Below are 23,415 nucleotides of genomic sequence, written 5' to 3'. Positions count from 1 at the left end.
TTACCGTTCGTCGTGGTCGTCGCTGTCGCCGCGCGCGGCGTCTTCGAGTTCGCTGAGCACCTGCTCCTCCACCAGGTCGGCCAGGGCGGCGACCGTGCGGTGGACCAGGACGTCGCGGGGGGTGAGGCTCACGCCGAAGGCGTCGTTGGCCCGCGAGACGATGTGCAGGGCCCGCAGGGAGTCGCCGCCGATCTGGAGGTAGTCGTCCTCGGCGCCCACCGCCGTGTGCAGGACCTCCTCCCAGATGTCGGCGATGACCTCCTCGGTGGGGGTGCGGGGTGCTACCCGGTCCGGCGTCTCCTGGAGGTCCGCGGGGGGCGCGGGCAGCGCGGCCCGGTCGGTCTTGCCGTTGTCGGTGAGCGGGAAGCGCTCCATGACGACGAACGCGGACGGCACCATCGGCCCCGGCAGGGTTCCCGCGGCCAGGGCCCGCAGTTCGGCGGCCGTGGGGTGCTCGGCGCCCGGCGCGGCGAGGAGGTGGGCGACCAGGCGGGGCAGGTCCTGCTCGTCCTCGCGCACGGTCACCACGGCGTCCAGGACGGCGGGGTGACGCGTGAGGACCGTCTCGACCTCGCCCGCCTCGATGCGGTGACCGCGCAGCTTGAGCTGGTGGTCGGTGCGGCCGAGGTAGTGCAGCTCACCGCGGGCGTCACGCCGTACGAGGTCTCCGGTGCGGTACATGCGGGTGCCGGGCGGGCCGAACGGGTCGGCGGTGAACCGGGACGCGGTCAGGGCGGGCCGGTTGAGATAGCCGCGCGCCAGGGACGGTCCGCTGAGCCACAGTTCACCGGGGACACCGTCCGGAACGGGCCGCAGCCGTGCGTCCAGCACATACGCACCCGTGTACGGCAGCCTCCGGCCGATGGGCGGGGCCGCCCCATCCGCTTCCAGGGGGTCCGACCAGGTGGCGACGACCGTGGCCTCGGTCGGACCGTAGGAGTTGACCAGGCGGTGGTGCGGCGCCCAGCGGGCCACCAGTTCGGCGCCGCACGCGTCCGCGCCGACCGTCAGGGTCTTCAGGTCGGGCAAGGTGCCCGGCGTGTCCGGCGGCAGGGTGGCGAGCGCGGCGGGCGGGAGCAGGGTGTGCGTGATGCGTTCCGCGCGCAGCACCTCCGCCAGTTCCGCGCCGAGCAGCGGTCCGGGCCGCGGTACGACCAGGCTCGCTCCGTGCGGCAGCGACATGCACAGTTCGAGCACGGAGGCGTCGAAGCTCGGCGTGGCGAAGACGAGGACGCGGTCCCCTGCGTCGACCTGGTAGTGCGCGGCCTCGGCTGCGGAGAACCCGGCCAGGCCCCGGTGGGTGACGACGACGCCCTTGGGCGTGCCGGTCGAGCCCGAGGTGTAGATGACGTACGCGGGATCGTCCAGACGCAGCGGACGCGTCCGGTCGGCGTCCGAGGGGCGGTGCCCCGGCGCGTCGGCGGGCATACCGGTGAGGAGATCACCGACTTCCTCCGGCCCCAGGGTGACGACGGGGTCCGCGTCCCGCAGCATCAGCGCGATCCGGTCCTCCGGATAGCCGGGGTCCACCGGGAGGAACGCGGCACCCGCCTTGGTGACCGCGAGTTGCGCGAGGATCGTCTCGGGCGAGCGCGGCAGGGTCAGGGCGACGAGGTCACCGGGGCCCACACCCCGTGCGATGAGCCGGTGCGCCAGCACATTGGCGCGCGCCTCCACCTCGGCGAACGACAGCGACAAGCCGGGCGCGTGCAGGGCGGGGGCGTCCGGGGCCCGGTCCACCGCCGCTTCCACGAGAGCGGGCAGCGTGACCGGAGCGACGGCGCCGGTCTCCGGCCGGGCGGCACCCGCGAGGAGGCGGCTCCGCTCAGCGGGCGGCAGCACGTCGACGTCGTCCAGGAGCGTGCCGTCCGCCGTGTCGGCGAGCGCGTGCAGGGTGTGCAGCAGCTGGTCCGCCAGGGAACGGGCCGTGGACTCCTCGAAGTAGCGGGGGTCGTAGCCGAGTTCGACGGACAGGCGCTCGCCGGGCGAGATCACCACGGTGACCGGGTAGTTGGTGGCCTCGCGGGCCTCCAGGTCGCGCATCTGCACGCCGTGGGCGCCCGCGGTGCTGTCGTCCACCGGGTAGTTCTCGAAGACGAGCAGGCTGTCGAACAGGGGCGTCCCCGCGGGCAGGTCGCTGAAGGTGTGCAGCCGGGTGAGCGGCACGTGGCCGAAGCGGCGGTCCTCGGCGCGCGCGGCCTGCGTCCGGCGCAGCCACGCGGCGCATGTCGCCCCGCCGTCCACGGTGGCCCGCGCGGGCAGCGTGGTGATGAACAGGCCGGTGATGGTGTCGGCGCCGGGCAGGTCCGAGGGCCGCCCGGAGACGGTGGTGCCGTAGCAGACCTCGCGCTCGCCGCTCCACCGGGAGAGGAGCAGCCCCCAGGCGCCCTCCACCACGGTGTTGAGGGTCAGCCGGTGGCGCCGCGCGAACTCCTGGAGTGCCTTGGTGGAGTCCTCGCCGAGCCGCTCCGACAGCCAGGTGCCCGAGGAGGCCGAGGCGCCGAGGGCGGGCCTGCGGTCGTAGGGCAGGGCGGTGGGCGCGGTGAGTCCGGCGAGGGCGGCGCTCCAGTGCTCCTCGGCGCGGACGGTGTCACGGCCGGCGAACCAGGCCGCGTAGTCGGAGAAGGGGCGGCGGTCGGGCAGGCGCGGCTCGTCGCCCGCCGCGAGCGCGGCGTGGCAGGCCACGACGTCCGACAGGACGTGGAAGACGCTCCAGCCGTCGAGCAGGACGTGGTGGAAGGTCCACACCACGCGCACCTCGTCCGGTGCGGTCCTGATCAGGGTGGTGCGCAGCATCGGCGCCGCGTCCAGGGCGATGCCGCGCGCCTTGTCCTCGGCGAGCAGCGCCTCCAGTTCGGTGGTGCGCCGCTCGGGCGTCAGGTCGCTCCAGTCGTGCTCGGTGACGGGCAGGACCGCGGTGCGGTGCACGGCCTGGAGCGGTACGGGTACTCCGCTCAGGACCACCGCGGTGCGCAGCACGGGCGTGCGGTCGACGACGTGCTGCCAGGCGGCGGCCAGGAGGCCGGTGTCGCGCACCCCGTCCATCACGAACGTGACCTGCTCGGTGTACACGCCGCCGCCGGGCTCGTCCATGCCGTGGACGACCATGCCGGACTGGGTGGGGGTGAGCGGGTAGACGTCGACGATGTCGCGTCCTGTGCCCACGAGGCGGTCGACGGCCGCCTGGTCGAGCGGGGCCAGCGGGAAGTCCGACGGGGTGCGGCCCCCGGCGCCGGGTTCGGCGCAGTGCCGCACGATCGCGCGCAGCTCCCGGGCCAGTTCGGCGGCGAGGCCCTCGACGGTGTCGCGGCGGTACACCTCGCGCGAGTAGGCCCAGGTGAACTCCAGGCGCTTGTCGGTGACCTGGCCGAGTACGTCGATGAGGTGCGGGCGCTCCGCGGCCAGGTCCATGCCGCCTGCGAGCCCGCCGTGCGGGGCGTGCAGGAGGCCGCCGGTGGGGGCGTTGCCGTCCTGCTGCCCGAGGTAGTTGAAGCCGAGCTGCGGCAGTCCGGGCAGCCGGGCCCCGGCCGTGGCGTGCAGATGGCGCAGGGCGCCGTACCCGAGGCCGCCGTGCGGTACGGCGCGCAGGCTCTCCTTCACGGACTTCAGGGCGGAGCCGGTGTCCGCGTGCCGGGGCACGTCGAGGACGACGGGGTACACGCTGGTGAACCAGCCGACCGTACGGGACAGGTCGACGCCGTCGAACAGTTCCTCCCGGCCGTGGCCCTCCAGGGTGACCGGTACCCGGTCGCGGCCGGTCCAGCGGGCCACGACCCGGCCGAGGGCGCACAGCAGGACGTCGTTGACGCGGGTGCGGTAGACGTCGGGCACGTCCTGGAGCAGCCTGCGGGTGTCCTCGCGGTCCAGGCGGACCGTCACCGTCTCCTCGCGGGCGGCGGTGTTGGCGCCCGCCAGGTCGGTGGGGAGCGCGACGTCCTCCGACGCGGCCTCCCAGTGGGCGAGTTCGTCGTCGAAGCCGCCGTCCGCGGTGTGGTCGAGGAGGCGCCGTGCCCACGCCCGGAAGGAGGTGGTCTTGGCCCCGAGGTCGACGGGGTGGCCGTCGCGCAGCGCGCGGTAGGCGGTGTCGAGGTCCTCCAGGAGCACGTGCCACGACACGGCGTCGACGGCCAGGTGGTGGGCGGCCAGGATCAGTACGGGCCTCTTGTCGCCGTCGAGGCGGCACAGGGCGGCCCTGAACAGCGGTGCGACGGACAGGTCGAAGGCGCCGCCGAGGCGGTCGGCCAGCTCGCGCAGTGCCGCGTCGGTGCCTTCCGGGGTGCGCGGCGGCAGGTCGTGCACCTCCAGGTGGGCCGGTCCCGCGGGGGCGGTGACGTGCTGGCGCCAGGGTCCTTCGCCGTCCCGCTCGAAGCGCAACCGCAGGGCGTCGTGGTGTTCCAGGACCGCCGTCAGCGCGTCCCGCAGCAGCGTCTCGTCGGTGTCGGCGGTGAGCTGGTGGGAGACCGTCTGAGTGAGGTGGGCCGGGTCGCCGGCGAGGGTGTCGAACAGGTGGTGCTGTACGGGTGTCAGGGGCGTCTCGCCCACGACCGGGCCCTGTTCGGCGCGGACCGCCGTGGCGGGCAGGTCCTCGGCCGCCGCGGCGAGTTCCGCGACGGTCTGGTGCTGGAAGAGGTGGCGCGGGGTGAGGTTCAGACCGGCCCTGCGGGCGGCGGAGACGATCTGGATGCCGAGGATGGAGTCGCCGCCGAGGGTGAAGTAGTTGTCGCGCACGCCCACGTCGGGCACGCGGAGCACCTCGGACCAGATGGTGGCGAGCGTCTTCTCGGCGCCGGTGCGCGGCGCGTGCTCGCCGTCGCCTGTGGTGCCCGCGGGCCACACCGGTTCGGGCAGGGCACCGCGGTCCAGCTTGCCGGTGGCGCCGAGCGGCAGCCGGTCGAGGGGCATCACCACGGACGGGACCAGGTGCTCGGGCAGCGTCCGTGCGAGGAAGGCGCGCAGTTCGGCGGAGTCGGGCACGTCGGTGCCCGCGGGGACCGCGTAGGCCACCAGGCGGTGGTGGCCGTCGTGCTCGACGACCTGCGCGGCTGCCGCGGACACCTGCGGGTGCCGGGCGACGGCGGACTCCACCTCGCCCAGCTCGATGCGGAAGCCCCGCAGCTTCACCTGGTGGTCGGTGCGGCCGAGGTAGTGCAGCTCACCGCGGGCGTCACGCCGTACGAGGTCTCCGGTGCGGTACATGCGGGTGCCGGGCGGGCCGAACGGGTCGGCGGTGAACCGGGACGCGGTCAGGGCGGGCCGGTTGAGATAGCCGCGCGCCAGGGACGGGCCGCTGAGCCACAGTTCACCGGGGACACCGTCCGGGACGGGCCGCAGCCGTGCGTCCAGCACATACGTACCGGTGTACGGCAGCCTCCTGCCGATGGGTGGGGCGGCGTCGTCCGGCTCCAGGGGGTCCGACCAGGTGGCGACGACCGTGGCCTCGGTCGGACCGTAGGAGTTGACCAGGCGGTGGTGCGGCGCCCAGCGGGCCACCAACTCCGCGCCGCACGCGTCCGCGCCGACCGTCAGGGTCTTCAGGTCGGGCAGCGTGCCCGGCGTGTCGGCGGGCAGCGTCGCGAGGGCGGCGGGCGGGAGCAGCGTGTGCGTGACACGGCCGTCCCGCAGCACCTCGGCCAGCTCGGCGCCGAGCAGCGGCCCCGGCGGAGGCACCACCAGGCTCGCCCCCCGCGGCAGCGACATGCACAGTTCGAGCACGGAGGCGTCGAAGCTCGGCGTGGCGAACGCCAGGACGCGGTCCCCTGGGCTCACCTGGTAGTGCGCGGCCTCGGCTGCGGCAAACCCGGCGAGGCCTCGGTGGGTGACGACGACGCCCTTGGGTGTACCGGTCGAGCCCGAGGTGTAGATGACGTACGCGGGGTCGTCCAGACGCAGCGGACGCGTCCGGTCGGCGTCCGAGGGGCGGTGCCCCGGCGCGTCGGCGGGCATACCGGTGAGGAGATCACCGACTTCCTCCGGCCCCAGGGTGACGACGGGGTCCGCGTCCCGCAGCATCAGCGCGATCCGCTCCTGCGGATAGCCGGGGTCCACCGGAAGGAACGCGGCACCCGCCTTCGTGACCGCGACCTGGGCGAGGAACATTTCCGCCGAGCGCGGCAGGGTCAGGGCGACGAGGTCACCGGGGCCCACACCCCGTGCGATGAGCCGGTGCGCCAGCACATTGGCGCGCGCCTCCACCTCGGCGAACGACAGCGACAAGCCGGGCGCGTCCAGGGCGGGGGCGTCCGGGGTGCGGTCCACCGCCGTCTCGATCAGCACCGGCAGCGTGACCGGAGCGACGGCGCCGGTCTCCGGCCGGGCGGCACCCGCGAGGAGGCGGCTCCACTCGGCGGGCGGCAGCACCTCGACATCGTCCAGGAGCGTGGCGTCCGTCGCGTCCGCGAGCGCGTGCAGGGTGTGCAGCAGCTGGTCCGCCAGGGAACGGGCCGTGGACTCCTCGAAGTGGTGCGGGTCGAAGCCGAGTTCCGCGGTGAGCTGCTCGCCGGGCGAGATCATCACGGTGAGCGGGTAGTTGGTCGGCTCCAGATCGCGTTCCTGCTCGATGGACAGGCCGTGCCGGGCCAGGGCGTCCGCGTCGAACGGGTAGTTCTCGAACACCACGATGCTGTCGAACAGGGTGCTCCCGCCGGGGATGTCGCTCCAGGTCTGCAACTGGGCGAGGGACACGAAGTCGTGGCGCCGGGACTCCGACTGGGCGGCCTGGAGGTCGCCGAGCCAGTCCAGGAGACGCCGGCGTCCGTCGACGCGGGCCCGGGTCGGCAGCGTGTTGATGAAGAGGCCGACCATGGAGGTCACTCCCGGCAGGTCGGCGGGCCTGCCGGAGACGGTCGTGCCGAACACCACGTCGTCACCGCCGCCGTAGCGGGACAGGAGCAGCGCCCAGGCGCCCTGGAGCATGGTGTTGACGGTCAGTCCCGCCTGCTGCGCGGTCTCCCGCAGCCGTGCCGACACGCCGCCGTCGAGCGTCACGCGGACCGACCCCGACGAGGACGCGCGGTGCGCCTCGGCGGGCCGCCGGTCGCGGGGCAGCGGCGTGGGCGCGGAGAACCCCGCGAGGGCGGTGCGCCAGTACTGTTCGGCGCGCTCGGTGTCCTGGCGGGTCAGCCAGCCCAGGTAGTCGGCGAAGGCAGCGCGCTGCGCGACCTCGGGGCGGCGGCCCGCGGCCAGGGCGGCGTAGCGCTCGCAGACCTCGTCGAAGACCTGGGCCGCGCTCCACCCGTCGAGCAGGACGTGGTGGAACGTCCACACCATCCGTACGCGGTCCGGGGAGAGCCGGATGAGGGCGAGCCGCATCAGGGGCGCCGCGCCGAGGTCGACGCCCGCGGCGCGGTCCGCGGCCAGCAGCCGGTCCATCTCCTGCTCGCGGCGCTGGCCGGACCAGGTGGTCCAGTCGTGGTGGGTGACGGGCACGGTGGCCCGCCGCTGCACGACCTGGAGGGGCTCGGCGGTCTCCTGCCACTCCAGGCGGGTGCGCAGGACGGGGTTGGCGTCCGCCGTGTGCTGCCACGCGTCGGCCAGGGCGTGCGGGTCCGTGACGCCGCACAGCACCAGCTGCACCTGGTTGACGTAGGTGCGGCCGTCCGGGTCGAGGAGGCTGTGGAACAGCATCCCCGCCTGCATCGGCGTCAGCGGGTAGAGGTCGGCGACGGTGCGGCCGTCCCCCACGACCCGGTCAAGGGCCGGCTGGTCCAGGCGGGCCAGCGGGAAGTCCGACGGGGTCCTGCCGCCCGCGTCGGGGCGTGCGCAGTGGGCGACGATGCCTTCCAGGGCCTGGACCATCCCGGACGCGAGGCCCGCGATCGTCTCCTCGCGGTGCAGCCGGTGGCTGTAGTACCAGGTGATCTCCAACTGGTCGTTCTCGACGCGGGCCACCACGTCGAGGAGGTGCGGGCGCACCGACTCGGGGGCCTCGGCGCCGTCCAGGCCGCCGGGCACGGAGCGCACGAGCGCGCCGTCGTCGGCGCCGTTGCCGCCCGACCAGCCGAACCGGCCCAGGTAGTTGAAGCTGACGGCGGCCGCGGGCGGGCCGTCGAGCGGGTCGCCCCCGGCCAGGTGCCGCAGCGCGCCGAAGCCGATGCCCCGGTCGGGGACCGAGCGCAGCTGCTCCTTCACGGCCTTCAGGGCGGTTCCCCAGTCGCCGTCCGGCACGTCGAGCGCGACCGGGTACAGGGAGGTGAACCAGCCGACGGTGCGCGACAGGTCGATGTCGTCGAACAGCTGGTCCTCGCGGCCGTGCCCCTCCAGGCCGACGGCGACGGTCCGCCGTCCCGTCCACCCGGCGAGGACCCGGCCGAGGGCGGTGAGCAGGGCGTCGTCGATCCGGGTGCGGTAGGCGCCGGGCACCTCGCGCAGCAGCGCGTCGGTGCGCCGGCGGTCGAGGCGTACGGTGACCTCGCGGACGTCGGCCATGGTGTTGGCGCCGCCGTCCACGGCTTCTTCGGGCTCGTCCGGCAGGGGCGCCGCGCAGTGCCGTGACACGTCCTGCCAGTGCGCGCGCTGGTCGGCGAAGCCACCGGCGTCGGTGTGGGCGCGCAGGCGGCGCGCCCACTCCTGGACGGAGGTGGTGCGCTCGGCGAGCCGTACCCCTTCGCCCGCGCGAGCCTGCCGGTAGGCGGTGTCCAGGTCCTCCAGGAGTACGCGCCAGGAGACGCCGTCGACGACCAGGTGATGCACCGTCAGGAGCAGTCGGGGGCGGTCCCCGGTGAACAGCAGGGCGGTGAGCAGGGGGCCGCTGTCCAGCCGGAAGGCGGCGTGCGCCGCGGCCGTGAGGCGCGACTCGGCCGCCTCGGCGTCCGCGCGGTCCAGGCCGGTCAGGTCGTGGACGCCGAGGAGTTCGGGCGCCGCTGCCCCGGCGTCGGCGCACGTCTGCCGCCACGATCCGTCGTCCTGCCGCTCGAAGCGGGAGCGCAGGGCGTCGTGGTGGGCCCACAGGGCGGCGAGCGCGCGGCGCAGGGCGTCGGGGTCGACGTCCGCGGCGGTCTCCACGACGACGGACTGGTTGAAGAACTCGGGGCGGTGCGGGTCCGCGTCGAGGAACCAGTGCTGGATGGGGGTGAGAGCGACCTCCCCGGCCACCGGGTCGGTTCCGGCGACGGGTGCGGCGGTGCCGCTGGCGGCCGCGAGCGCGGCGACGGTGGGGTGCCGGAACAGGTCGCGCGGGGTGAGGGCGAGACCCGCGGCGCGGGCGCGCGAGACGACCTGGATGCTGAGGATCGAGTCGCCGCCCAGCATGAAGAAGTGGTCGTCGGCGCCGACACGTGCCACGCCGAGGACGTCCGCCCAGATCTCGCTGAGGATCTGCTCGGCCCCGGCGCGCGGAGCCCGGTAGGCGGTGTCGCCCGTCGTCGACCAGTCGGGCTCGGGCAGCCGCCGCCGGTCCACCTTGCCGTTGGCCGTCAGGGTCAGTTCCGGCACGGTGACGAAGGCCGCGGGCAGCATGTAGTCGGGCAGGTCCGCCGCGAGGCGCTCGCGCAGTTCGGCCGCGCCCGGCACCCGCGCGCCCGGGGCGGGGACGAGGTGGGCGGCGAGTCGTTTGCGTCCGCCCTGCGCGTACAGGGACACGACGGCCTCGGCGACGGCCGGGTGGGCCGTGAGCCGGGCCTCGATCTCGGCGGGCTCCACCCGGAAGCCGCGGATCTTGATCTGGTCGTCCGCGCGGCCCACGAAGTGCAGTTCGCCGTCGCCGCTCCAGCGCACGATGTCGCCGGTGCGGTACATGCGGGTCCCGGGCGGGCCAAAGGGGTCGGCGAGATAGCGCCCGGCGGTGGCGCCGGGCAGACCCGCGTAGCCGCGGGCGAGACCCGCGCCCGCGACGTACAGCTCTCCCGGGACACCCGGGGGCTGGGGCTCCAGGGCCTCGTCGAGTACGTACACGCGGGTGTTGTCCAGGGGCCTGCCGATGGGCAGGACGGCGGGCAGCGGGTCGCCGGCGCGGAAGGGCCGCCGGGTGGCGAACGTGGTGGTCTCGGTGGGGCCGTAGCCGTCGACGACGGTCAGGTCGGGGCAGGCTTCGAGGACCCGGGCGACCACGGCCCCCGGCACGGCCTCGCCGCCGGTCCACACCTCGGTGGCGCCGCGCAGGCAGGTCGGGTCCTCCTGGGCGAGGAGGCGGAAGAGCCCCGCGGTGAGCCACAGGCAGCGCACGCCCCGTTCGGTGATCGCACGGCGCACACCGGCGGCGTCGAGGTCCTCCGGCGGCGCGAGCACGGCCGTACCGCCGTGCAGCAGCGGCACCCACAGTTCGTACGTCGAGGCGTCGAAGGCGTGCGGGGAGTGCACCAGGACCCGCTCGTGCCCGGCGAAGGACCGGTCGAGGGCGAGCGCGGCGACGTCCCGGTGGCGCACGGCGACCCCCTTGGGGGTGCCGGTGGAGCCCGACGTGAACATCAGGTACTGGACGTTGTCGGGGTGCACGAGGGGAATGCGCGGCGCGTCGGACGTCCCGGCGTCGGACGCACCGTCCGCCGCGCCGGCGCCGAGGTCGTCGGCGCCGCCGTCACCGTCGACGCGCAGCACGGTGCCGTCGGGCAGCGCGTCCCGCGCGCTGTCCCGGCAGGCCTCGTCGGTGAGGAGCAGCGCCGCGCCCACGTCGGTGAGCAGGCGCCGCAGCCGCTCCGTCGGCGCCCTGCCGTCGAGCGGTACGTACACGCCACCGGTGCGGGCGAGGGCGAGCTGCGCGACGACGAGGGCGACGGAACGGTGCATGAGGACGCCGACCGGGACCTCCGCCGTGACGCCGAGCGCGGTGAGCCGGGTGGCGAGGGCCGCGGCCCGGTCGTCGAGGTCGCCGTAGGTGAGCTGTTCGTCCCCGGCCTCCAGGGCGGGGGCGTCGGGGGTGCGCCGCACCTGCGCGGCGAACAGGTCCGCCGCGGTGACGTCCGGGGTGTACGCGGCGGTGTCGTTCCAGGTGTCGAGCACCTGGTGGCGGCGGGCGGGGGTCAGCAGGGGCAGCCGTGCGGGCGCGCGGTCGGGCCCGGTCGTCATGCCCTCCAGGAGGACGGTCAGGTACTCGGCCATGCGGGCGACGGTGCCCGCGTCGAAGAGTTCGGGGTCGTAACCGAGCCGCAGGGTCAGTTCGGTGCCGGGGTACGCCACCAGGCTGAGCGGGTAGTTGGTGGTCTCGATGCCGTCGAGGCCGCTCAGGCCCAGCCCGTGGGCGGCGGCGAGGTCGTCGTCGACCGGGTAGTTCTCGAAGACGACGATGCTGTCGAACAGGTCGGCGCGTTCGGGGAGTCCGGTGAAGGCCTTCATCCGCGTGAGGGCCACGTAGTCGAAGCGGCGGTCCTCGCTCTGGTCGCGCTGGAGGTCGCGCAGCCAGTCGAGCAGGGTGCCCTCGCGCTCCACGGTGACCGGGGTGGGCAGGGTCGCGATGAACAGGCCGGTCATGTCCTCGGAGCCGGGCAGCTCGGCCGGCCGGCCGGAGACGGTGGTGCCGAAGACGACGTCCGCCCGGCCCGCCTGCCGGCTCAGGAGCAGCGCCCACGCGCCCTGGACGAGGGTGTTGAGGGTCAGGCCCGCAGTCCGCGCGAGGTCTTCGAGGGCGCGGCTCGTGGCCTCGGGCACGGTGACGCGGACCGCGTCCGTGGACTCGGCGTGGTGGCTCTCGCGCGGCTCGCGGTCGTAGGGCAGCGCGGTGGTCTCGCTCACCCCCGCGAGGCGGTCCCGCCAGTGGCGTTCTGCCTCGGCCCAGTCGCGCTCGCGCAGCCAGGCCACGTAGTCGCGGAACGGGCGCCGGTCGGGTCCGTCCCCGGGGGTGTCGACGGCACCCGGTGCGGCGGTGCTGCGGGCGTGCCGCGCGAAGACGTCCGACAGGACCTGGAACAGGCTCCAGCCGTCGAGGATCAGATGGTGGAAGGACCACACCACGCGCACGGAGGTGTCGGAGAGCCGGGCGAGGACGAGGCGCTGGAGCGGGGCCGGTGTCAGGTCGACGCCGCGCTCGCGGTCCCGGTCGAGGAAGTCCCGCAGGGCCGCGTCGCGTTCGTCCTCGGCGAGGTCCCGCCAGTCGAGGTGGGTGACGGGGACGAGCGCGTGCCGCCGCACCACGAAGAGCGGCTCGGGGACGTCCTGCCACACGACGTGGCCGCGAAGGACCGGGCTGCGGTCGGTGACCTGCTGCCAGGCCGCCGCGAACGCCCCCGGGTCGGGCACGCCGTCCAGGACGAACGACAGCTGCTGGAAGTACACGCGCCGGTCGTCCTGCGACAGGCCGTGGAAGAGCATGCCCGCCTGGGTGGGCGTGAGGGGGTGGACGTCCTCCACCGCGCCGGGGTCGTCGCCCGTGACGCGGTCCACGGCCGCCTGGTCGAGTGCGGCCAGCGGGAAGTCCGAGGGGGTCCGCCCGCCGGTGCCGGGCGTCGCGGCGTGCCGGGCGATGGCCCTCAGCGCGTCGGCGAACCGCCCCGCGAGGCCGGTGACGGTGGCCTGCCGGTGCAGCTCGGCGGAGTAGAAGAAGGTGAACTCCAGCTCCTCGCCGTCCAGTTGCCCCACGACCTCCAGGGCGTGGGGGCGGGTGGAGAGCGGATCGGCGTCCAGCTCCAAGGGGCGGAACGTGCCGCCGTACAGGCTGTCGGGCGCGCCACCGGTCGCGAACCGGCCCAGGTAGTTGAAGCTGACCTGCGCGCCGGGCGCAGGCGGCAGCACGCCGGGCGCGGCCAGGTGGCGCAGGACGTCGTGGCCGAGGCCGTGCCGGGGCACGGCGCGGAGCTGTTCCTTGACCTGCTTGAGCACGGCGTCCCAGCCGGCGTCGGCCGGGACGGCGAGGGCCACGGGGTGGCGGGTGGTGAACCAGCCGACGGTGCGGCTGGTGTCGACGTCGGCGAAGAGCTCCTCGCGGCCGTGCCCCTCGACGTCCACGAGCACGCGCTCGTGCCCGGTCCACGCGCATAGCACGCGGCCGAGAGCGCTCAGGAGCACGTCGTTGACCCGGGTGCGGTAGGTGTCCGGCAGCGTGCGCAGCAGGGCGGCGGTGTCGTCGGCGCCGAGGCGTACGGTGACGGGGCGCGCCGAGGCGTAGGTGTTGGCGCCCGTGAGGTCGCGCGGCAGGTCGACGACGGCGCCCGCGGTGGCCTCGGCCCAGTACGCGGCCTCGTCGTCGAATCCGCCCGCGGCGGCCCGGTCGGTCAGGAGCCGGGCCCAGTGCCGCAGCGGCGAGGACTTCGCGGGCAGCGCCCCGGTCCCGTCGCGGCCCTCACTGCGGGCGCGGTAGGCCCGGTCGAGGTCTTCGAGGAGGACGCGCCAGGACACGCCGTCGACCACGAGGTGGTGGACGGCGAGGTGCAGGACGGCGGGCAGTCCTTCGCCGCGGTCGTGCAGGACGGCGCGCAGCAGCGGGCCGTGCTCCAGGTCGAAGGGGCCGAGGTGCGGCATGTCGGTACCGGGGCCCGTGTGGCGGGTGAGGCGCAGCCGTGGCACGCGCTCGTCGATGCGCCAGCCGGCGCCGCCCTGCTGCCCACCGTTACCGTCGCTCCCGTCGCCCCCGTCGTGGTCGCCGCGTTCGCCGCGGCCGTCGTGCTGGGCGGCGGCGTGGGGGAAGCGGGAGCGCAGGGCGTCGTGGTGGGCGAGGACGTCGTTGAGTGCGTGCTCCAGGGCCGTCGCGTCGACGGTGCCCGCCAGTTCCGTGGAGAGGGTCTGCGCGAAGTGGCCCGCCCGGTCGCCCGCGCTGTCGAACAGCCAGCGCTGGATGGGCGTCAGCGGGGCCGTGCCGGTGGCGGGCACGACCGCGGGGGCCGCGGTTCTGCGCGGTCCCGAGGCGTCCGCGCACCGGGCGAGGGCGGCGACCGTCTGGTGCCGGTAGACGTCGCGGGATGTCACCGTGAGCCCCGCCTGCCGGGCCTGGGCCACCACTTGGATGCTGAGGATGGAGTCGCCGCCGAGGGCGAAGAAGTTGTCGTCGGCGCCGACCCGCTCCACGTGCAGGACCTGCGCCCAGATACCGGCGAGGACCCGCTCGGTGGGCGTGCGGGGCGCGACGTGGCGGGTGGCGTGCGCGGCGGGCGACGGTGCCGGGAGGCGGCTGCGGTCCAGCTTGCCGTTGGGGTTCAGCGGCAGCGCCGAGAGCACCGTGACGGTCGCGGGGACCAGGTAGTCGGGCAGGGAGCGGCCGAGCGTCCTGCGTACCGACTCCGGTTCGACGTGCGCTCCGGGGGCCGGGACGACGTAGCCGATCAGACGCCGGTGGCCGTCGCTCTCCAGGACGGTGGCGGCGCTCTGCGCCACGCCCGCGCAGCCGCGCAGCGCCTCCTCGACCTCACCGAGCTCGATGCGGAAGCCGCGCACCTTGACCTGGTGGTCGATCCGGCCGAGGTACTCCAGTTCACCGCTCGCGGACCAGCGCACCAGGTCCCCGGTGCGGTACATGCGCTCCCCCGCCGTGCCGAACGGGTCGGCGAGGAAGCGGGACGCGGTCAGCCCGGGACGCCCGAGGTAGCCGCGGGCGAGGCCGCCGCCGCCCAGGTACAACTCGCCGGTGACGCCCGGCGGCTGGGGGCGCAGGAGCCGGTCGAGGACGTAGGTGCGGGTACGGGCCACGGGCCTGCCGATGGGCGGGGCCTGGCCGGTCACGTCCGCGCCCGCGAACCAGGCGGTGGCGTAGACGGTGGCCTCGGTGGGGCCGTAGATGTTGGCGACCTCGACGGACGGCATGGCCGCGCGCAGGTCCCGTACCGTCTGCGCCGGCAGCGCCTCGCCCGCCAGGACGACCGTGTCGGCCTCCAGGCCCGCGCCGCCCGCGGTGAGCAGCCGGGAGATCACCGACGGCACGCCGCTGAGCAGTCCGGCCCGCTTCGGTCCCCTCTCGTCGGCGAGTGCCGTCAGGTCGGCGATCACCTCGACGCTGCCGCCCGCGAGCAGCGGGCAGAACAGTTCGAAGACGGACACGTCGAAGTTCAGGGAGGTGGAGGCCACGACGTGCGCGAGGCCCTGTGGGCCGAACCGTTCAGCCGCCCAGGCGGCGAGCGCGGCGACGGTGCGGTGGGTGACCACGACGCCCTTGGGGCGGCCGGTGGAGCCCGAGGTGTAGATGACGTACGCGGGGTGGTCCGGGCGCAGGGGCCGCGCGCGGTCGGTGTCGCTCAGATCCGCGGCGTACGAGTCCTCGGCGTCCCGGCCGGTGGCGTCGTCGGCCGGGCAGTCCTCGATGATCAGCGGCTCGCAGCCGTCGGGCAGGGCGTCCGCGGTCTCGCGGGCGGCCACCACGAGGGCGGGCGCGGCGTCGTCGAGCATGAAGGAGATGCGCTCGCGCGGGTAGCCGGGGTCCACGGGCAGGTATCCGGCACCGGACTTCAGGACCGCCCACAGCGTCGGGAGCAGGTCCGCGGAGCGGGGCAGGCACAGGGCGACGAGCGTCTCGGGTCCGGCCCCGCGGGCCACCAGGAGCCGGGCGAGGCGGTTGGCGCGCCGGTTCACCTCGGCGTAGTCGAGGCTGGTGGGGCCGCAGAGCACGGCGGTGCGGCCGGGGATGGCGGCGACCTGCGCCTCGAACAGGGCGGGCAGGGTGTCGCCGGGCTCCTGGTGGCGCCCCGCGGGCGCGGGCGGGTTCCAGGTTTCGAGCAGGGTGCTCCGCTCGTCCTCCGACAGGATCGACAGCTTGGCCAGGGGGCGGTGCGGGCTCTCCGCCATGCCTTCGAGGAGTCGGTGCAGATGGCCGCTCATGCGGGAGACGGTGTCCGCGCCGAAGAGGTCGGTGTTGTACTCGACCGTGAGGTCGCAGCCGCCGCCGGGCCCCGGCGAGAACTCCAGGACCAGGTCGAAGCGGGACGCCGGGCGCGGCAGCGGGTGTTCCTCGACGCGCAGACCGCCGCAGTCACCGGAGTGGTCCATCGCGGTCTGCTGGACGACGAGGGCCTGCACCAGAGGGGTGCGGCTCGGGTCGCGGGGCGGCGCGAGTTCCTCGACGACGCGGTCGAAGGGCACCCCGTCGTGGGCGAAGGCGTCGAGGACGGTCGCGCGCATGCTCTGGACGAACTCGTCGACGGTCAGGGTGTCGTCCACCTCTTCGCGCAGCACCACGGTGTTGGCGAAGAAGCCGGTGACGTCCTCCAGGTCCCGGCGGCCCCGCCCGTTGGTGATGGTGCCGAAGGCGACGTCCCGCTGCCCGGAGTAGCGGGAGAACAGCACGGCCGCCGCCCCCGCGAACAGGGTGAAGGCGGTGGTGCCGCGCCCGCCCGCCAACTGCCGCAGCCGGGCGACAAGATCGGCGGGAAGGTGGTGGCGGTGGGCGGCGCCCGCGGTGGTGCGCTCGGCGGGCCGCGCCCGGTCGGTGGGCAGGTTCAGTTGCTGCATGCCCGTCAGGTGCCGCTTCCAGTACGCGAGGTCCGTCGCGTGGCTCTCGGCGGGCCGCTCGCGCTCCCACACGGCGAAGTCCGGGTACTGCACGCCGGGCGCGGGCAGCCCGTCCGGGGCGCCGGCGGCCTCCGCGCGGTAGAGCGCGGTGAGGTCCCGGGTCAGGATGCCCACCGACCAGCCGTCGGTGACGATGTGGTGCTGGGCGAGCAGCAGCAGATGGTCGTCGGCGGCGCGGTGGACGAGCAGGGCCCGGGTCAGCGGGCCCGCCGCCAGGTCGTAGGGGCGGCTCAGCTCGTCGGTGAGGATCCGCTCCGCGGCCTCGGCGCGCTGCCCGGCGGGCAGGTCCCGTACGTCGGCGGTGCGCAGCGGCAGCACGGCCTCGCCGCTCACCCGCTGCACGCCCTGCCCGTCGACGGTGTCGAAGGTGGTGCGCAGCGCGTCGTGGCGGGCGGCGAGGCGGTCGAGGGCGCGGCGCAGCGCCGCGACGTCGGGCTCGCCGCGCAGCCGCAGCGCCACACCGGTGTTGTACTCGGAGCCGCCGTCGGAGAGGTCGTCGAGGAACCACAGCCGCCGCTGGGCGCTGGACAGGGGCAGCGGCCGGTCGCGCGGGGCGGGCGGGATCGGCTCCGCGGCCACGGCGGCGCCCGGGTCGGCGAGCAGCGGGGCGAGCGCGGCGATGTTGCGTGCGGTGAAGACGTCCCGTACGAGGAGGCGCACGCCCAGTTCGTCGCGGATCCGCGAGAGGGTCCTCGCGGCGAGGATGGAGTCGCCGCCCAGGTCGAAGAAGTCGTCCTCCACGCCGAGTTCGCCGACCGCGAGGACGTCCTGCCAGATGGCGGCGAGTGCCCGCTCCTCGGGGGTGCGGGGCAGGACGCGGCCCGGGGCGGGCGTGTGGACGGGCGCGGGCAGGGCGTTCCGGTCGATCTTGTGCTGCGGGGTGAGCGGCAGCTCGTCCAGGAGGACGACGGCTGCGGGGACCATGTGGGCGGGCAGGGAGGCGGCCGCGCCCGCGAGCAACTCGGCGGGGTCCGGTGCCCGTTCGGGGTCCGCAGGGGTGACGTAGCCGACCAGCCTGCGGTGTCCGGGCTCGTCCTCGCGGACCACGACCACGGCTTCGCGGACGCCGTCGTGGGCGAGGAGGGCCGCCTCGATCTCGCCGGGTTCGATGCGGAATCCGCGCACCTTCACCTGGCGGTCGACGCGGCCGAGGTACTCCAGTTCGCCGCCGGCGGTCCAGCGGGCCCGGTCCCCGGTGCGGTAGAGGCGGGCGCCGGGCGGGCCGAAGGGGTCGGCGACGAAACGGCCCGCGGTCAGTCCCGGGCGGCCGAGGTAGCCGCGGGCCACGCCGTCGCCGCCCACGAACAGTTCGCCGTCGCCGCCGGGCGGCACCGGGCGCATGTCCGCGTCCAGGACGTGGGCGCGGGTGCCGGGCAGCGGGCCGCCGATCGTCGGCGTGCCGGTTCCCGCGGCCAGGGGCCCGGTCCAGGAGGCGACGATGGTGGCCTCGGTCGGACCGTAGGAGTTGATCATCCGGCGGCCGGGCGCCCAGTCGTCGACGAGGCGGGCGGGGCAGGCCTCGGCACCCACGATCAGCGTCCGCAGGTGGGGTGCGCCGCCGGGGCCGGGGGCCGGCAGGGTGGTGAGGGCGGCCGGGGGGATGAGGGTGTGGCTGATGCGGTGTTCGTCCAGGACGGCGGCGAGTTCGTCGCCGAGCCAGGGGCCGTCCGGCGGGACCACGAGGGTGGCGCCGGTCAGGACGGAGATGAACAGTTCGAGCACGGAGGCGTCGAAGCTGGGGGAGGAGAACTGCAGCACGCGGTCGCCGGGACCCACCGCGTACTGCTGCGCCGCGGCCGCGGCGAAGCCCGCGATGCCGCGGTGCGTGACGGTCACGCCCTTGGGGCGGCCGGTCGACCCCGAGGTGTAGATGACGTAGGCGGCCTGGTCGGCGGCGACCGGCGCGACCGGCGGCGTGACGCGCGCTCCCCCGGCGTCCGCGGCGTCCGCCTCGCCCCAGCCCTCCAGGACGGCGCGGGCCCGGCGCGGGTCGTCGAGGACCACCGCGGGCGCGGCGTCACGCAGCATCAGCTCACGCCGCTCGGCGGGGTAGTCGGGGTCCACGGGCAGGAAGGCGGCGCCGGTGCGGGCCACGGCCAGTTCGGCGGCGATGAGCTCCATGGAGCGCGGCAGGACCAGGGCCACGGTCCGCTCGGGGCCCGCGCCGCGCCGCAGCAGGTCGTCGGCGAGCCGCTCGGTACGCTCCGCCAGTTCCCGGTAGGACCACGTCCGCCGGCCGTCGGTCAGCGCGGGCGCCTGCGGCGTGCGCGTCACCCATACGGAGAAGAGTTCGGCGAGCGGCCGGTACGGCGCCGGATCGGTCCCCGCGCGCCCGGCGGCCGCGGCGGCCTCGGGGAGCCCCGGCAGCGAAGGCGCCGGAGAGGATGTGTCATGCGGCTCGGTCATGGGGGCAGTCCTTCGGAGCGGGGACGATGCTGGTCGCGCCGGTGCGGGAGGCACCCCCGGACGGTGGGGTCGTGGGGGTGCCGCGCCCGCGTGGACGCGGGAAGTCGGCGGAGCGGTGGGGCTGGCGGTGCCGGTGGGTCAGACGGTGCCGGTGCGGCGGGCGGCGCGGCCCGAGATCTGCACGTGGTCGATGACGCCGGTGGCGGGGTCGCGGTGGAAACGCCCGCCGGGTTCGTGCTTGCCGGTGCCGGGGTCGACGAGATCGCAGGTCAGGTCCGGGTAGCAGACCAGGGGCAGCGGCAGGTCACCGTCGACGGACAGCGTGGGGGCGCCGTCCGCGGCGAGGGTGATCCGGTACTCGGTGGGGCCGTTGTGGTACACGCCGGCGCATTCGGGCAGGGCGATGGGGTCGCCCCGGTGTGCGGGTGCCGGAGCGGTCGGCACGCGTACGCCGGTGAGCCGGGTGAGGTCGTCGGCGATGTCCTGCCACAGGGCGGTGGCGCCGCCTGCGTTGCCGGTGAAGGCGACGACCACGCCGCTCTCCGGTTCGGCCCGCAGATGGCAGGAGGTGCCCTGGGCGTTGCCGTCGTGGCCGCACCAGCGGCGGCCGTCCAGGTCGAAGAGGGCGAGGCCGAGTCCCCAGGCGTCCGCGAGGGCTCCCGGGGTCGCGCCGGGTTCGGGCCGCCGCATGCGGGCGGCGACATCGGGCGGGAGCACGGCGGACCGGCCCGCCAAGGCTCTTCCGAGGTGCATCAGGTCCAGGGCGCCCGCGAGGAGGGCTCCGGCCGGTGCCTCCACCGGGGCCAGGTTCTGGTGGGCGGGACGGAGCCGTCCGGTGGCGGTGTTGACGGCGTGCCCCGCCGCGCTCGGCCGAGTGGGGGCCGGGTCGCCGAGGAAGGCGGGGTCGGTGCCGAGGGGGTCGAGCAGGAGGGCCTGCACGGCTTCCTGCCAGGTCATGCCGGTCACCTGCTCCACGAGCCGGCCGGCGGCTATGTATCCGGCGTTGGAGTAGGAGAACCCGGTGCCCGGCGCGAACAGCGCGTCCCGTGCGGTGCACACGCCCGACAGATAGCGGGAGACGGTGCTGCGGGCCGCGGTGTCCGAGTCCGGCCCCGTCGGCAACCCGGCGGTGTGGGCCAGGAGATGACGGACCGTCACATCAGGTAACTCGCGCAGCTCGGGCAGGTACGAGGCGGCGGAGTCGTCCAGGTCGAGGTCCTCGTCGTCGGCCAGGAGGAGGACCACGGCGGCGGTGTAGACCTTGGTGACGGAGCCCAGCGGGACGGCCGTGTCGGCCGTGTACGCGCTGCCGGTGGCGGCGTCGGCCGTGCCGGTGTGGACGCTGATGGTCTCCGTACCGGTGTCCACGGCGAGATGGGCCCCGGGCACCCGGTGGGTGCGGGCGAGGCCGGCGAGGCGGTGCTGCAACTCCTCGCGCAGGAGGGGTGCTTGCCGGTCGACGACCGGTGAGGCGGTGGGATACGGCATGAGAAGGGCACTCCCGTTGGCTGTGGCTCATGGAAGGTGACACGCCGACCGGCGGGGTGGGCGGAGGTCGGCAGCGCCGTGGTCCGGTCGCTAGGGCCTTTTGACCTCGACCGGCAGATGACGCACGCCGACGATGACGGCGGGGTTCTGGTACGTGACGTCGGCGTAGGAGGGGATGGCGAGGTCGCGGTAGTCGTCGAGCAGCATGCGCAAGGCGATCCGCGCCTCCAGGCGGGCGAGGGGCGCGCCGAAACAGAAGTGGATCCCGTGTCCGAACGTGAGGTGGCCCGGACTGCGGCCGATGTCGAGCGTGTCGGGCGAGGCGAAGCGGCTCGGGTCCCGGTTGGCGGCACCCAGGTGGGCCATGACGAGGGTGTCGACGGGCAGTTCGTGCCCGCCGAGCACCACGGGCCGGTTGACGCGGCGCCCCAGTTCAGGGAACGGCGGCAGCAGGCGAAGCACCTCCTCGACGGCGTTCGGCAGCCGGTCGGGCTCCGCGCGCAGGGCGGTGAGGGTGCCGGGGTTCTGGTCGAAGGCGACCAGGGCGTTGCCGAGCAGGGCGGTGGTGGTGATGTGCCCCGCGACCAGGAGCAGGGCGACGAACCCCACCATCTCCTGGTCCGTCAGGCGCACGCCGTCGATCTCGGCGACGATGAGCTTGCTGATGAGGTCGTCGGCGGGGTGCGCCCGGCGGTGCCGGATGTGGTCGAGCGTGTAGCCGTTCATCTCGCGCACGGTCGGCGCTATGGCCTGGAGCGCGCGCTCCAGGTCGGCCGCGTCGGGCGTCTCGCCGAGCTGGTCGCCGCCGAAGAGGGTGGCGGCCCACTCCTGGAACAGCGGATGGTCGTCCGCCGGGATGCCGAGCAGCTCGGCGATCACGATGATCGGCAGCGGGTAGGCGAGGGTGTCGACGACGTCGAATCTGTCCTGGTCCGCGACGGTGTCGAGCAGGCGCCTGCACACGGCTTCGATACGGGGTTCGAGTCCCTGCACCACGCGTGGCGTGAACGCCTGGCTCACCAGAGTGCGGAACTTGCGGTGCTCAGGAGGGTCCATGCCCACGAAGTTGCCCTGTGTGAAGGCTGCGAAGTCCTCCTGGGTGGGGGCGATCGGGGTCATGTCCGAGGAGTACGTCGCCTGGTCGGCGAGCACGGCGGCGACCCCTTGGTAGTCGACGACCTGCCATACGCCCTGCGCTTCGTCGTGCCGGACCGGTCCGGTCTCGCGCAGGGAACGCCAGCGGTCGGTGAGGTTGGCGAAGGGTAAATCCGGCTGTGCCTGTGCGTTGCTGGTCACATCTCTCCCTCGGACGGGGCGCGCGGGCAGGGCGGGGCCACGGGCGGACGGCATCTGGAACAGTCGCGTGCGGCGCGCCGGATCGGTGGGCACCGTGCGACCCGGTGCGGGCGAAGTACCCGCGGGGACGGGGGACAGCGGGGGCCGGGCGGGCGTGCCACCGTGGCGTCCGCGGGCCGGGGCCCGGCGTGCGGGCGGGCCTGTCGGCTCGCACGTCGCACACGCCGGAGCGGGCACGGCTCTCAGGCGTCGATGGTGTCCCCTCCGGGACGCGCGGCGTTCAGCCGTTCGTCACCGGCGTCGCGGGGACCGGCTCAACACGTCCGCCGCATCGCACGTCGGTGCTTCGCCCGTCCCCGAGCATGGGACAGCCCCCTTGGTGCGAACCTTGCCGACATCACACATCCCCCAGTGAAACGTTCACGCAACCGTTGCGCGTGTACTCCCCATGCACTTACGAACAGGTGGCGGACCCGCAGGGGCCGGACGCCCAGGGACGGGTGAGGCGGTGCACACGTCGGCCGGACGCCGTCCGACACTCTGCCCCATGCGCACTCGAAACCACCTTCGTCCCGGTCGAACTCGGCCACAGTCTTCACGGTGGGTCACCGGATAGCAACCCCCCAAAGTTGAACGGATAGTGCTTCTGCTGCCGCACGCAGTAACCGACGAGTAGCTTCCGCGAGGCTTCAACCTCGTACGACGACCTCGTCCGGACCGTCGCCCCTCGCGTGTGCCCCGCCCCCTCCCCCACAAACGCGCGTCTCTTCAAGACGGCGCGTTCTATGCTGCGGACATGTGACCGAAACGCCTCTGACCTGCAAGGAAAGCCCGTTTGACCCCCTGTGCGAATAGCCGGTGAACGCCGGTTGACTTGTTTTTGCCGTTGACTGCCCGAATTCGGGCGCGCGGCATTGACAGCGGCCCGTCAAGTCCGGTGCGGCGGCGGGCGCGTGAGCGGGCCGCAGAGCGGCGCCGACCTGCCCCAAGGGGGAGCATTGGGGGCGCACGGTCACACAGCGTGCGCGGGCGCACGCCCCTGACCAAAGCGGCGTTCGCCACGCCAAAGCCGCCCCGAATGCCCGCCCCTACGCGCTACGTCTTCTTCGCTCAAACTTTCGTGGGCTCTACAGTTCCCCTTCGCGCACACCGAAACGGCCGGGAATGGTCGGTACCACACCCCGGATCCCTCTTGATCGCTTCCGTCCGCTATTGATCCCGTCGAGCGGCAGCTCTGTCGCCTCCCGCGGGACGGCGGCTCCTCGCGGTCCGCTCCCGGCATCTGGAAACCTGGGACGGACACGTTCCCGGGGGACGCGGGGGGAGACATGTGGGGGACCGTCATCGCCGTGCTCGGCACGCTCGCCGGCGTGGCGCTGGCCAGCGCCGCCCAGGTGCGGTCCGAGCGGCGTACGCGCAGGGAGCAGCAGCGGGACGCCTTGAGCAGCGCCGTCGAGCAGGTGCTCGGGGCCCTGGAGACCTACCGCGAGCTGCACTGGCTGCTCATCGCCGACACCCGGGCGGGCGATGAGGACACCCGCGAGGCCCGCGCCGCCCGCTACCGCGCCCGTACCGAAGTCACCCGCGCCCGCGACCGGCTCGCCCTGCTCACCGACGACCCGGCGCTGACGGCCGCCGCCGACGCCGCGGTGGAGGAGGCGATCAGGCTGAGCTACATCAGCGTCGGGCGCGCCATCGACGGGCGCTTCGCCGATCACGTGGAAGCCGATCTGGCGGCGGGGCGCAGGAGCACCAAGGAGGCCCACAACGTCCTGCGCCGGGCGGCGACCGACCACGTCCATCGGCGCGGACCGCGCCGGGGCCGGGCCTGACCGCTGCCCGCACGCCCGCACGCCCGGCTCCCGGCTC

Annotated in this window: 4 protein-coding genes; 1 reads left to right on the top strand and 3 read right to left on the bottom strand. The window is 74.6% G+C overall.

Annotation, left to right across the window (positions count from 1 at the left end; translation table 11 throughout):
• From GPA10_RS11130 to GPA10_RS11120, 3 genes are all read right to left on the bottom strand, one after another.
• Positions 1-18,762 carry a non-ribosomal peptide synthetase gene (locus GPA10_RS11130; protein WP_157165356.1) on the bottom strand — a complete coding sequence of 6,254 codons (18,762 nt, stop codon included), beginning with the start codon at positions 18,760-18,762 and terminating at the stop codon, positions 1-3.
• A gap of 138 nt (positions 18,763-18,900) precedes the next feature.
• Complete coding sequence (locus GPA10_RS11125) at positions 18,901-20,250, bottom strand: serine hydrolase domain-containing protein (protein ID WP_157165355.1); 1,350 nt, start codon at positions 20,248-20,250, stop codon at positions 18,901-18,903.
• Between the two features lie 90 nt (positions 20,251-20,340).
• Positions 20,341-21,546, bottom strand: a complete 1,206-nt coding sequence (locus tag GPA10_RS11120) for a cytochrome P450 (protein ID WP_058846936.1) — start codon at positions 21,544-21,546, stop codon at positions 20,341-20,343.
• 1,328 nt (positions 21,547-22,874) lie between these two features.
• Here GPA10_RS11120 and GPA10_RS11115 point away from each other — a divergent pair.
• Positions 22,875-23,378: a hypothetical protein gene (locus tag GPA10_RS11115; RefSeq protein WP_157165354.1), complete on the top strand. Its 504-nt coding sequence runs from the start codon at positions 22,875-22,877 to the stop codon at positions 23,376-23,378.
• Positions 23,379-23,415: the final 37 nt, after the last annotated feature.

Origin of the sequence: Streptomyces typhae, assembly GCF_009755605.1 — a bacterium.
In the GTDB taxonomy this organism is placed as follows: domain Bacteria; phylum Actinomycetota; class Actinomycetes; order Streptomycetales; family Streptomycetaceae; genus Streptomyces; species Streptomyces typhae.
Note: the sequence above shows the minus strand (reverse complement) of the source record. Positions and strands in the feature narration are given on the sequence as shown.

Coding starts and splice junctions, on each gene's coding strand:
- GPA10_RS11115 (WP_157165354.1), top strand. CDS start 22,875: ATGTGGGGGACCGTCATCGCCGTGCTCGGCACGCTCGCCGGCGTGGCG.
- GPA10_RS11130 (WP_157165356.1), bottom strand. CDS start 18,762: ATGACCGAGCCGCATGACACATCCTCTCCGGCGCCTTCGCTGCCGGGG.
- GPA10_RS11125 (WP_157165355.1), bottom strand. CDS start 20,250: ATGCCGTATCCCACCGCCTCACCGGTCGTCGACCGGCAAGCACCCCTC.